General features: G+C 35.6%; 11 protein-coding genes. All 11 read left to right on the forward strand.

Annotated elements, in window-relative coordinates; genetic code table 11:
• Positions 1-100 precede the first annotated feature (100 nt).
• The 11 genes from AC106K_RS27870 (at position 101) to AC106K_RS27920 (ending at position 12,340) form a co-directional block, all read left to right on the forward strand.
• On the forward strand, positions 101-1,219 hold the full coding sequence (locus AC106K_RS27870) for a glycosyltransferase family 4 protein (protein ID WP_482448892.1): 1,119 nt from the start codon (positions 101-103) through the stop codon (positions 1,217-1,219).
• Positions 1,220-1,254: 35 nt separating this feature from the next.
• Complete coding sequence (locus tag AC106K_RS27875; RefSeq protein WP_482448893.1) at positions 1,255-2,136, forward strand: polysaccharide biosynthesis/export family protein; 882 nt, start codon at positions 1,255-1,257, stop codon at positions 2,134-2,136.
• A gap of 2 nt (positions 2,137-2,138) precedes the next feature.
• A complete protein-coding gene (locus tag AC106K_RS27880) occupies positions 2,139-4,637 on the forward strand; it encodes an exopolysaccharide transport family protein (protein ID WP_482448894.1) in 2,499 nt (832 codons plus the stop codon).
• 213 nt (positions 4,638-4,850) lie between these two features.
• On the forward strand, positions 4,851-5,741 hold the full coding sequence (porG, locus tag AC106K_RS27885; protein WP_482448895.1) for a type IX secretion system protein PorG: 891 nt from the start codon (positions 4,851-4,853) through the stop codon (positions 5,739-5,741).
• A gap of 1 nt (position 5,742) precedes the next feature.
• Positions 5,743-6,492 carry an isoprenyl transferase gene (locus AC106K_RS27890; protein WP_047097077.1) on the forward strand — a complete coding sequence of 250 codons (750 nt, stop codon included), beginning with the start codon at positions 5,743-5,745 and terminating at the stop codon, positions 6,490-6,492.
• A gap of 27 nt (positions 6,493-6,519) precedes the next feature.
• Positions 6,520-9,054, forward strand: a complete 2,535-nt coding sequence (gene bamA / locus AC106K_RS27895) for an outer membrane protein assembly factor BamA (RefSeq protein WP_482448896.1) — start codon at positions 6,520-6,522, stop codon at positions 9,052-9,054.
• A 6-nt stretch (positions 9,055-9,060) separates the two neighbouring features.
• Positions 9,061-9,615 carry an OmpH/Skp family outer membrane protein gene (locus AC106K_RS27900; protein ID WP_482448897.1) on the forward strand — a complete coding sequence of 185 codons (555 nt, stop codon included), beginning with the start codon at positions 9,061-9,063 and terminating at the stop codon, positions 9,613-9,615.
• Between the two features lie 66 nt (positions 9,616-9,681).
• Positions 9,682-10,185, forward strand: coding sequence for an OmpH/Skp family outer membrane protein (locus AC106K_RS27905; RefSeq protein ID WP_047097074.1), 504 nt, complete (start codon positions 9,682-9,684; stop codon positions 10,183-10,185).
• A gap of 70 nt (positions 10,186-10,255) precedes the next feature.
• Positions 10,256-10,741 carry an acyl-CoA thioesterase gene (locus AC106K_RS27910; RefSeq protein ID WP_185288789.1) on the forward strand — a complete coding sequence of 162 codons (486 nt, stop codon included), beginning with the start codon at positions 10,256-10,258 and terminating at the stop codon, positions 10,739-10,741.
• Positions 10,742-10,789: 48 nt separating this feature from the next.
• Positions 10,790-11,653: a dTDP-4-dehydrorhamnose reductase gene (rfbD, locus tag AC106K_RS27915; protein ID WP_482448898.1), complete on the forward strand. Its 864-nt coding sequence runs from the start codon at positions 10,790-10,792 to the stop codon at positions 11,651-11,653.
• 6 nt (positions 11,654-11,659) lie between these two features.
• Complete coding sequence (locus tag AC106K_RS27920; RefSeq protein WP_482448899.1) at positions 11,660-12,340, forward strand: hypothetical protein; 681 nt, start codon at positions 11,660-11,662, stop codon at positions 12,338-12,340.
• The last annotated feature ends 554 nt before the right edge of the window (positions 12,341-12,894 follow it).

Genomic DNA, 12,894 nt, shown 5'->3' on the forward strand with positions numbered 1-12,894 from the left:
TACTATTGTTTCGATCAATAGGAAATGACCTTGAAGCTTATTTTTATAAGACTGCATTGATTGTTTTTATTGAAGAATACAAGTGCTGAATAAGAAAAGAATGAAAAACTTTGAATTGTTCTTAACCGGGTCGGGAATATCTATTTTCTACGTGAAAATAGGACTGGGCTTCGTGTTCTCCTTTTTAATTACTTTTTTCTCTATTCCTACTATCGTAAAGATTTCAAGAAGAAAAAATCTTATGGATGAGCCTGGGATAAGAAGTTCACATCTCAGAAAAATTCCTAATCTGGGAGGTATTGCCATCTTTTATTCTATCGGGATCTGTGCATCCATTTTTGCCTATGAGCTGTTTGATCTTTACAAGTTTCTGTTTGCTTCACTGATTATCCTGCTCTATATAGGGGTAATGGATGATATTGTGGTGATGCGGGCTTATAAGAAACTCGTTGCACAGATTGTGGTATCTTCATTGGTGGTAATTGGTTCAGACATCAGGATCAGAAGCTTATTCGGGATCTTTGGGGTGTATGAGCTGGAATATATTGTGAGTGTGCTGTTCAGTATTATTACATTTATTATCCTGATCAATGCGTTCAATCTGATTGACGGTATAGATGGTCTGGCAGGTGGATATTCTGTGATTTGCAGCGCTATGTTTGGGATAAGTTATTACCGGTTGGGAGAATATAACTATCCTTTGGTTGTTCTTTCTGTTGTAATTATAGGGACTGTACTGGCATTTTTGTATTACAATCTGTCGAACTACAGAACCAATAAAATATTTATGGGCGATACCGGGTCTATGTTGCTTGGCTTTTTACTGGCCTTCACTTCCATCTGCTTCATCGATATTTTCATTGATAAAAAACTGGTGGATGTGCCAAGGTATCATTTGCAGTCAGCCCCTGTAGTGGCAGTAGCAATTCTGATCCTTCCGATTGTAGATACGCTGAACGTAATCATGGTGAGGCTTTACAACAAAAAATCACCATTCGATGCAGATAAAAATCATATTCACCACAAGTTGTTAAAGCTTGATCTTACCCATAGAAGATCTACTTTTTATATTATCCTCTATTATCTCTTTATCGTATCAGTTGCTTATTACTTCAGACATATCAATGTCAACTTACTACTGCTGATCGTTCTTGCACTAGGCTTTTTCGGTGCTTATCTGCCGGATTTGATATATAAATTAAGAAATAACCAGAATTAACAATTAAATATTACTTTTGTAAACAATATTCAAATATGATGAAGAACTTTAAGTATTTATTTTTAATATTACCCTTTTTACTTACCTCGTGTATCACAACAAAAGATGTGAGATATTTGCAGCCAAGCGAAAGTCTTGTTATTAACGAGGAAGGTCTTGTTCCCTACAACATTCCTGTTTACAGGATTACCAAAAATGATATTCTTAACCTGAATATTGTTACAACTCCCAAAGGAGATGCTGCTCAATTTTATTCTTCTTATAATACATCCGGAGGAATAAGTAGTGGTGTAACAATAAGTCAGGCCATGTCTGGAGGTGGGGTTGTAGGTGGTTCAGGAGCTGGTTCAGGAAGTACTAGAGGTGGAAATATGAACTTCTATTTTAATGGACTGAAAGTAGATGCCAATGGAGATATCAATGTTTTTGGAATAGGCTATGTAAAAGCTGAAGGAAGAACGCTTGATGATATTACAAAAGAAATCCAGGCAAAAGTAAATGAAAATTTTCAGGAAGGAAAGTCAGAAGTACGACTAAATACAGATGGAATTACTTATTATATTCTTGGAGATGTAGAAACTACAGGACTTTCAGGAGAAAAAGTGGCTCATAAAAATACCCTTACCATTACAGAAGCTTTAGCGATAAATGGTGGATTAAACAGGACGGTTGACAGAAAAGAAATCGTAATCCGTAGAAAGCTCCCTGAAGGAATCAAAACGGCCAAAATAGATCTTACCCGTGATGACCTTATGAATTCTCCTTTTTATTATGTGCAAAATGGGGACGAGATCTACCTGAATACAAGAGGGAAAAGCTTGAACGGATTCGGAAAAGATCCTATTCAGACTTTGACTACAGGAGTTTCCGTAATTACGACTGCATTGTCTATTTATTTACTTCTAAAAAATCTTTAATCATGATTCCTGAAAAAGATACGCAAGTAGTAAAGAACGCGGCTCAGCAAGAAAAGTACGGATCGTTCGCAATGTTTGATATTGAGCACTTTTTAAGAAGATTACTTAAAAACTGGTATTGGTTTGCTTTTATGCTGCTTATTGGTTATGCTATTTCTTGGGTGTACAGTAAGTATTATGCACAGAATATATATGCTTCGAACCTGTCTTTAAGTATATCCAATAATACCTCAAGTTATTTTACACCCAACCAGTCTATTAACTTTATCTGGGGGCAGGGAGGTAATCAGGATGGAGTTTATCTGAAGAAAATGCTTCTTTCAAGATCTCATAATGAATTTTTAGTTAAAGAATTAGGTCTTTTTGTTAACTACTCTACCAAAGGAGCGATCAAGTCTACCTATCTGGATAAATATGATTCACCTGTTTTTCTTGAAATTGATAGAAAGCATCTTCAGCAAATCAACTATCCGATTACACTACTTCCTAAATCTAATGGTGCTTATGAAGTTGTTTTACCTGAAGAAGGTCAGTCTACCAGTCTGTATAGCTATGAAACGGAAGGTTTTCAGAATATCAATGCCTATGGAAGACCTGCTAACAAAATTGTGAAGATTAACGAATGGTATAACTCTCCAAATCTGAGATTTAAGCTGGTTAAGAATCCCGCTACAACCAAAATCAAACTTGATAATATTATTATCAATCTGAATTCTGTTAATCAAAGTGTGAATGAGATTGTATCTACCGTAGGAGTAGAGTTTGATAAAGAGATTGCTACAATCATGATTATTACCAAAAAAGGATTTAATCTGAACAGTACAGTCAATTTTCTTAATACTTCTGTTGCTGAATTACAGAAGAAAAGACTTGAAGATAAAAATATAGTTAATAAAAGAACGGCAACCTATCTACAGAGTAACTTGGATAACATCCGTAAGAAATTAGATTCAAGTGCTAGCGTTCTCAACTATTTAAAAACATCAGAAAAGCTTTATGATATTAAAGACAGAGATGAAAAATCCCTTGTAAAAATTAAAGAACTTGAGGCGAAAAAGGCTGATATTATAAGTAAAATCAATGCACTTAATACCATTAAGACAACCCTTCAGTCTCAGAATCTAGATAAAATGATTACAACCAATGCTGCCGGTTTTGAAGATGGTTTGTTTTCAGCTACTGTTTCAGAGCTTAAGGCTTTGTATGCCAAGAGAGCAGAGCTTGCAACGATCTACAGACCAAATTCAGAGCCTATGAAGGAAATCAACAGGCTGGTGAACGAGGCGAGAGTAGGCTCATCGAATAGCTTGAATAATTATTATACCAGATATTATAGCGAAATCAATAAACTGGATCGTGAGGTAGCAGAAGCCAATTCCGATTTATCTACTTATCCAGAGAAAGAAAGAAAATATCTCGATGCAGAAAGAGGTTATAATATGATTGAAGCTACTTATAACAGCTTATTGGGAAGACAGAATGAAACCCGGATGAGTGTAGCTACCAATCAGTCTGATATTACTGTTATCGACCCTGCAAAAAATTTAGGACAGGGACCGATAGGACCTAATGTTAAGATGGCAAAGACCATTATCATTTCAGGAATGCTCGTATTGCCACTACTTTTCATCTTAATTGGTGAGGCACTTGATAGTAAGATCAGAAATATTAAAGAACTATTAGGAGCTACAAAAATTCCACTTCTTGGTGTGATCGGTAACAATACCAATGAAAATATGCTTACTGTTTTGGAACAACCAAAATCATCAGTATCAGAAGCTTTCAGAGGAATAAGGGCCAATATAAGATTCCTGATGGAGAACAATGAAGGAAAAGGAAAAGTTATATTGATAACATCGTCCATCGGGGGAGAAGGGAAAACCTATATTTCCATCAACCTTGCCTCAGTAATAGGATTAAGTGATAAAAAAACGATCCTTTTGGGGATGGACCTTAGAAAACCTAAGATTTTTGGAGATTTTAATATTGATAACAAATACGGTATATCCAATTACCTGACAGGTGAAGTAAGTATTGATGCAATTATCAATAAAACTAAAATTCCTAACCTGGACGTTGCAACTTCGGGACCTATTCCTCCTAACCCGTCAGAACTTTTAATGAGCCAGAGAAACATCAGGTTTATTGAAGAACTGAAAGAGAAGTATGACTTTATCATCATAGACTCTCCACCGGTAGGTCTGGTAGCCGATTCTTACGAGCTGATGAAGCATTCTGATGCAAATATCTACGTAGTGCGTCATGAATATACAGAAAAGTATATGCTGAAAATGATTACAGAAAAGTACCATAATGATGAAATTGATCATTTAGGACTTGTTTATAACGATTATAACACAAAACAAGGCTATGGTTATGGTTACGGTTATGGCTACGGGTATGGCTATGGCTACGGATATTTTGATGAAGATAAAAATTATAAAGAACCTCTATTGATCAGAATCAGGAATCAGGTACAGAGAATCTTTAATAAAAAATAAAGCATTAAACCCCCATTTAATGGGGGTTTTTTCATACTTGATGTATTTTCATAGTATGAAAAAAAGAATATTTTTGACACTTTGTCGTTTACTTTATAACAAATTATGTTTTTTTGTTTATTTTTAACTAAACATTAAGATTATCATTAATATAAAAATGTTTTATATTTGCAAAAATTAAATTTTAAAATAACCATAAATCCATATTCTTTTATGAATAAAAAATTATTGTTTAGCTTCCTTGCCTTCCTTGGAGTGGTAAGTGTTAAAGCACAAAGAAACGAATTGGGAGTTCGTCTAGGTATGAGTAACCTAGTGGGAGATGTAGGAAGGACAAATTATATTTTACAAAAGCCGTTGGATTTAAACAGAGTGTCAGATTGGGGCATCCCTTTTTATGGAGGATTGTTATACAGATTTAATTTTAACCCGCATCAGACCGTGAGATTGGATTTAGGATACAACCAGGTCCAGTTTAGCGATAAAGCTGCGAAGGAAGACTATAGAAGAATTAGAAACTCATATGGAAAGAACAATGTATATGAGGCGAGTTTAATGTTTGAATATAACTTTTTCCCGGTAAACAATGAGCAGATAAGCATGGTGAGTCCTTATATCTTTGGAGGTATAGGTGCCTTGATGTTCGATGCTCTTAAAGCAACTCTTGTTCATGATTTCAAAAGAGATGCTGATGGAGTGGCTTTAGCTCCAAACAATGAAGTGGATTTTACAACCACTGCTGATTATTCTTTAGGGAAAAAAGTAACAATGCATATCCCTTTTGGTATAGGTTTGAAATATAAATTTAACCATACTTGGGCTATATTTGCAGAAGCTACATTCAGATATACATTGACGGATCAGTTGGATCATAGTAAGATCCTTTCCAAAGATGTGACGACTTCTTATAACAGCGATATTTTAGATCCGTCTACAGGAGCTTCATTATTGCAGTCAGGAAGTTATTATGCAGTTTCTAAAGAAAGAGAACAGGAGTTTATTAAAAAGAGAAAGATTGGAGATGACAGATCTAATGATTGGATGAATACATTCAGCTTAGGACTGACGTATTCGTTTGGAAGACCTCCATGTTATTGTGAATAATATGTCGTTGATTAAAGATAAAATAAATTCTGAGAATTTACCGAAACACGTAGCCATCATTATGGATGGTAATGGAAGATGGGCAAAATCTCGTGGCGAAGAAAGAACTTTTGGCCACAAAAATGCAATTAATGCTGTAAGAAATGCAATTAATGCCTGTAATGAGATCAATATCCCCTACTTAACACTTTATACATTTTCTTCGGAAAACTGGAATCGTCCCAGTGAAGAAGTGAATACACTCATGAACCTGCTGGTGGAAACCTTGCTGCTGGAAGCAGAAGAGATTTTCAGCAAAGGATTGAGAATGCATGTTATAGGGAATCTTGAAAAATTGCCGCCTCTCGTAAGCGAACAATTGCAACGTGTGGTAGAACTTACAAAAGAAAACACAAAAGGAAACCTTGTATTGGCTATTAGCTATGGCTCACAAAGCGAAATTCTCAATGCTGTAAAGAATATAAGTTCTGATGTAAAAGAAGGAAAAGTAGAGATAGAAAATATTGATGAAAAACTATTCGAAAACTATCTTTACACCAAAGATTTTCCTCCTGTAGACTTGTTGATCAGAACCAGTGGAGAAATTAGAATCAGTAATTTTCTTCTTTGGCAGATCGCCTACGCAGAATTACAGTTTTTAAATGTTTTATGGCCGGATTTCACCAAAGATATCTTCTTCCAATGTATTGTGGATTATCAAAACAAAGAAAGAAGATACGGACTGACCGGCGAGCAGATACAAGGCCAATAAATTTAAAGAAAAGAAAGACTCGATAAAATGAAGTTTAGACTATTACCCATCATTATGTTTGCTGCTTCTGCACATTTTTATGGACAAGTAACTCCACAAGACAGCACGAAAGTAAATAATGCTGTACACGCAGAAAATGAGGCAGGCACTTATACACTTAAAGACATCGTTGTAGATGGGGTAAAAAAGTATACACCAGCTCAGATCTTGAGATTTACAGGTTTGACCAAAGGTGAGAGTGTAGACATTCCGGGACAGAAAATCAGCAACGCTGTGAAAAAACTTTGGGATACCCAATCTTTTTCTGAAGTGGAAGTTTATGTTCAAAGCATCGAAGGACAGACTGTTGTTTTGAAATTTTATCTGGAAGACCTGAAAGAACTTGGTGAAGTAAAATTCACAGGGAGAGGGATCGGTAAATCTAAAAATGAAAAAATGGCTAAGGATAATAACCTTAAGCCGGGAACAAAGATCACCCAAAACCTGGTTTCAAGTCTTAAAACGAATATCCCGAAAGATTACATTAAAAAAGGTTTTGCAGATGCCAAAATCACGATTCAGGATAAAGTAAATGCAGGTGACCCTGCTTTGGTAGACTGGACGATCAATGTAGACAAAGGGAAAAGAATCAAGATCGATCATATTGAGTTCGAAGGAAACCAAAGTGTGACTGATAGAAAGCTTAGAAACAAAGCTTTTAAAGAAACCAAACAAAAACGTTTCGGTATCGGTGGTATTTTGAAATCTTCAAAGTTCATTGAAGATAAATATCAGGAAGATAAGCAGAGTCTTATCAGCTATTACAACTCCCTGGGGTATAGAGACGCAAAGATCGTTTCAGACTCTGTATGGAGAAATAAAAGAAACAACTACGAGATCAATGTAAAATTGAATGAAGGTAAAAAGTATTATATCGGGGATATTACATTCACCGGGAATACCGTTTATGCTACAGAATATTTACAGAGATTATTAGGATACAAAAAAGGAGATATTTACGATGCAGTAGGATTCAACAAGAAAGTAGGAGAAGATGGTGGTAAGGAAGATGATTCCGACATCAAATCCGTGTATATGAACAACGGATACCTTTTCTCAAACGTTACCCCTGTTGAAAAATCAGTAAACGGTGATGCCGTAAACCTGGAGATCAGAATCAATGAAGGAGAGCAGGCTACATGGAACAAAGTAACATGGCAAGGAAATACAACAACCCATGACCATGTCATCCTTAGAGCGTTAAGAACCATGCCGGGTGAGCTTTTCAAAAAGACAGAAATCAAGAGAACTTATTTTGATCTTGCCGGGATGTCTTTCTTTGATCCACAACAGATCGGACAGGACATTCAGCCGAACCAGTCAGATAATACCGTAGATATTAACTGGAAATTAGTAGAAAAAGGTTCTTCTCAGGTACAGTTACAGGCCGGATATGGAGGAAACAGCTTCATTGGTACTTTAGGACTTACCTTCAATAACTTCTCGTTGAGAAACTTCCTGAAATTTAAAGATTTCAGACCTGTTCCTCAGGGAGATGGGCAGACGTTCTCTATCCAGGTTCAGGCAGGACAATATTTCCAGAACTATGGAGTGTCATTTACAGAACCTTGGTTGTTCGGGACAAAACCAACAGCACTTTCTGTAAGTTTGAACAATTCCCGAGTAAGATATAAAGATCAGTATGGTACAGACCAGAAATTGAATATTTTCTCAGCATCAGTAGGATTAAACAGACGACTGAACTGGCCGGATGATTATTTCTCACTATATACAGGTCTTCAGTTCCAGAAATATGACTTTAATAACTATGCATTCCAGTTTGGAAATACAACAGAGTACAACGGAAATGCAAACAACTTCAGTATCAACCTGGGACTAAGTAGAAACTCAGCAGGTATTGACCCTATATTTCCTACAGTAGGATCCAATATAGAGGTTTCTGCAAAGCTGACTCCTCCATATTCATTATTCAGTAAGAAAGACTATTCTTCAATGTCTCCTATTGATAAGTATAAATGGATGGAATTCTATAAGATCAAATTCAAAGCAGATGTATACAATGAGATCATAGGAAAACTTGTATTGAGATCTTCTGCAGAGATGGGATTCATGGATGGATACAACAGTCAGTTGGGAGCACCGCCATTTGAGAGATTCTATATGGGAGGTACAGGACTTTTCGGAGGTCGTTATGACGGTAGAGAATTGATTCCGTTAAGAGGTTACGAAAATGCAACCCCTGAAGGAGGTAGACCGGAAGATATTACCCAGGCAGGAGGGGGTACAATCTATAACAGATTTACTCTTGAATTGAGATACCCGATCTCAATGAACCAGACTGCAAAAATCTATGCCTTGACATTTGCTGAAGGAGGAAACGTGTGGAACTCTTGGAGTACTTATAGTCCATTCCAGCTGAAAAGATCAGTAGGAATAGGGGTAAGAGTTTATATGGGTGCATTTGGATTGATCGGATTCGACTTTGCATATGGATTAGATAAAACTATATCAGGAGAAGTATCAGGAACTAGACAGCACTTCTTGATGAACCAATCATTATAATAAACTATGAAAAACTTTAAAGTAACTTTCACACTCGTACTGCTTTTGATTTTCGGACTGAGTAATGCCCAGAAAATTGGAGTGGTGGATACTAATGAGATTTTAAATAAATTACCTCAGTATAAAGAAGCCGAAGCGAGGCTTAATGCACAGATCGATACCTGGCAGTCAGAACTTCAGAATCTGCAGTCAGAATATGAACGCAAAAAAGCTGCATTTGAAAGTGAAAAAGTATTGTTGATTGGAGATCAGCTTAAACTTCGGGAAAAAGAAGTGGTAGACCTTGACAAAAATATCAAAACAACAACCAGCCTACGTTTTGGAGCCAATGGCGAGATTACAAAGCTAAGAACAAACCTTGTTTTGCCGTTCCAGGATCAGATCTGGGGAGCCATCAAAACAATGTCTGAAAAAAATGGGTTGGGCATAGTTCTTGATAAAAGCAATAACATTAGTGTCATCTTTCTTCAGGGAAAATACGATTATACCGAAAAAGTATTAACTATTTTACTGAAAGGAACAGATAAGAAAGAGAAAACTAATACCAAAAGTAAAAAGTAATTTTTTAAATTAACTTTTACTTAAATTTAAAATCTAAAAACAAATTAAATTATTTATTTACCAATTATGAAAAAATTAAGTGTATTATTTGCAGCAGTAATGATGGTTGTATCGGTAGGTATGGCAAAAGCTCAAAAAATTGCTACTTTAGATGTATTGGGAGTCCTTAATGCAATGCCTGAAAAGAAAAAAGCAGATGCTGATCTTAAAACATTCTTAGATACAAAACAAGCTGAGATTAAGAAAAAAGCTGATGCTGGACAGGCTAAATTAAAGCAATATACAGAAGAAGCTCCTAAAAAATCTGCTGACGAAAACAAAGCAAGAGAAGCTGAATTGCAAAAAATCAAAGAAGAAATCGATCAAATGCAAGACAAAGCTCAAAAAGACCTACAGGCTAAGCAAGAATTAGTATTCGGTCCAATTGAGAAAAAATTGAACGATGCTGTAGAAAAAGTATCTAAAGCAAACGGTTATGAATTCGTTATGGATGCAAACTCACCTGCATTCCTTTATAAAGCAGGAGCTGATGCTACTGCAGCTGTAAAGAAAGAATTAGGAATTCAATAATTTCAGCAAATTAACAAAGATTTATAAAACCAACCGTCTCTATTAGAGGCGGTTTTTTTATTTTTGCGGAATGGAAAAAGAAGTATCAACTACGGTAAAAGTCAGGTTTAGTGATTGTGATCCGATCGGACATTTGAATAATGTGAAATATCTGGATTATATGTTCAATGCCAGAGAAGATCATGTAGAGACATTTTATGGATTTACCTACGAAGAATATACTAAAAAAACAGGTTGTACCTGGATTGCAATTCAAAATGAAATTGCCTATTTAAAAGAAGTAAGATACAATACCCAGGTGGTGATAAGCAGCAAAACCATCGATGTTCAGGACAGAACGGCCAAAGTTGAAATTCTGATGAAAAGTCTGGATGAAAAAACAGTTCATGCCGTACTTTGGGTAACCGTTATTTATTTCAATGTGAAAACAAGAAGATCAGAAGTTCATCCTGCAGACATCAAAGAAATATTCGATAAGTTTTATGTGGATTTGATCCAGAAAGACTTTCAGTCGAGAGTTAAGTTTTTAAGATCCCAAAATGCAAAGAACTCTTAATATAAAGGTTTCGGGTACTTTGACAATTTAAAATTAATAATATAATCAATGAAAAAAATAGCAGTAATAGGAAGTAACGGACAGTTGGGAAACTGTATCAGAAAGATAGCTCCTGATTTTGAACTCGACTATGAGTTTTTATTCACAGATTCCTCCACGTTGGATGTGACCAATGAAGATCAGGTCAACGATTTCTTTTATAATAACAAACCCGATTACTGTATCAATGCATCAGCATATACGGCAGTTGACCTTGCCGAAACTGAAAAAGAGAAGGCTTTTGCGGTAAATGCTGATGGAGTGGCTTATCTTGCTCAGGCTTGTGCAGACTTTAAAACAACCTTGATCCATATTTCTACAGACTATGTCTTTGATGGAAATACCAATCTTTCGTATTCAGAAGATGATTTTACCAACCCTGTCGGAGTCTATGGAGCTTCCAAGCGAAAAGGAGAGGAGCTGGCATTGGAAATAAACCCTCACACTATTATCCTGAGAACGTCATGGCTTTACTCTGAGTTTAATAAGAATTTTGTAAAAACAATGTTGAATCTCTTTTCTCAGAAAGAAGAACTGGGAATCGTAGCCGATCAGTTTGGTCAGCCAACCAATGCAAATGATCTTGCAGAAGCAATAATGGAAATCATTCAGTCTCCAAAAAAGACCTATGGAATATTCCATTTTTCAAACTATCCGGAAACAACATGGTTTGAGTTTGCTGAAAAAATCGCCGAATTTTCAAAATCTTCCATCAAATTGAATCCTTTGACTACAGAGCAATATCCTACGCCGGCTAAAAGACCTGTCAGAAGTACGATGTCTCTTGATAAAATTGAAGAGATTTATAAAATAGAACTTAAGCATTGGGAAAACAGCCTTGAAGAATGCGTTGATACCCTTGCCCAACAATAGACTGATATGAAAAATGTAGCAATTATCCTTTCTATAATATGTGCACAGCTCTTTAATGCACAAAACGTTTATCTTTCCAAGGTTGAAAAAACAAACGATAATGCAGATAAGTTCCTTTATAAAAAGGAAAATGGGAGTACAGAAGCAATATATCTGGGAGAAGCAGAAGTTCAGGGATTTTCTAAAGATGATGCCACTGTGTTTTCTATGATCTATAAAAAGGCAAAAGAAATTGGAGCTAATACATTTGAATTAAAACCTTTTGAGAATGTCGATGGGTCTCCACAACCATTCAATCCTGCCAACTATAAAGTATCCTTATACTATACTCCGAAAGAGAAGGTGGCAGCTCAGCATGGAGAACTTTATATTTTTGCTTCTTCAGAAAAAGATCAGAAAATAAGTATCAACAGAAAAGACTATACCATCACACCGAGATCATTTTTAAAATTAAAAACAGTCTCCGGAGAAGTATATACCATTTCAACCAGGAAACTTTTAGGTTCTACCATAAAGATTCAGCCAAAGGCAGGTGAAGATACCTTGTATTTTCAGATCTCATCTGTAAAAGTTAAGCCGGATACTTCCGGAGTTGGTGGTCTGAACCTGAAATCAGGTGATATTATTGGTCTTGAAAAGTCTTATGCGGAATTTTTAAGTGTGATTTATAAAGAAGAAAAACAATAAAATAGTATTATATAAATAGCTAATGCCCGGTTTTAATGATAGCCGGGTATTTTTATATACTTTGTTTAAAATTTTTCCTACTCCTTCTCAGATGTTTACGCAAAAATATTATCCGAATATGAAATTTATGTTAAATAAACTTGCGGGGGAGGGGAGAAGTTTCTATCTTTGCCCCACTGAAAAACGAAAGCGGATCAGTAAGCGCAGAAGGGCTTTTAGATAAGCAGAAACAATATACTCTAAAGAAGAAACGAACGAAAAAAAAACTTTAAATTTTTAATCAATAAAAGTTGCGGGTTAAAAAAGAGTTTGTATCTTTGCAGTCCCAATTAAGGGAGCGTAGGAGTAGATGGATTAAGGGTTTTAGAGAGGTTAAGGTTAATAAAAAAAACTTTAAAATTTTCTTTCAAAACATTTGGTCAATTAGAAATAAAGTTTTACTTTTGCACTCGCAAATACGGAGCGACACTGACAGAAAGATTGCTTCGTTACAAAGCGGAAGATATAAAGATCATTGACATACAATATAACAACCAAGTAAGGAAAAACTAAAG

The organism is Chryseobacterium sp. FR048, from assembly GCF_056844665.1.

Bases quoted from the DNA above. Each gene is read 5' to 3' on its own strand.
- AC106K_RS27870 (WP_482448892.1), top strand. From the start codon at position 101: ATGAAAAACTTTGAATTGTTCTTAACCGGGTCGGGAATATCTATTTTC.
- AC106K_RS27875 (WP_482448893.1), top strand. From the start codon at position 1,255: ATGATGAAGAACTTTAAGTATTTATTTTTAATATTACCCTTTTTACTT.
- AC106K_RS27880 (WP_482448894.1), top strand. From the start codon at position 2,139: ATGATTCCTGAAAAAGATACGCAAGTAGTAAAGAACGCGGCTCAGCAA.
- porG (WP_482448895.1), top strand. From the start codon at position 4,851: ATGAATAAAAAATTATTGTTTAGCTTCCTTGCCTTCCTTGGAGTGGTA.
- AC106K_RS27890 (WP_047097077.1), top strand. From the start codon at position 5,743: ATGTCGTTGATTAAAGATAAAATAAATTCTGAGAATTTACCGAAACAC.
- bamA (WP_482448896.1), top strand. From the start codon at position 6,520: ATGAAGTTTAGACTATTACCCATCATTATGTTTGCTGCTTCTGCACAT.
- AC106K_RS27900 (WP_482448897.1), top strand. From the start codon at position 9,061: ATGAAAAACTTTAAAGTAACTTTCACACTCGTACTGCTTTTGATTTTC.
- AC106K_RS27905 (WP_047097074.1), top strand. From the start codon at position 9,682: ATGAAAAAATTAAGTGTATTATTTGCAGCAGTAATGATGGTTGTATCG.
- AC106K_RS27910 (WP_185288789.1), top strand. From the start codon at position 10,256: ATGGAAAAAGAAGTATCAACTACGGTAAAAGTCAGGTTTAGTGATTGT.
- rfbD (WP_482448898.1), top strand. From the start codon at position 10,790: ATGAAAAAAATAGCAGTAATAGGAAGTAACGGACAGTTGGGAAACTGT.
- AC106K_RS27920 (WP_482448899.1), top strand. From the start codon at position 11,660: ATGAAAAATGTAGCAATTATCCTTTCTATAATATGTGCACAGCTCTTT.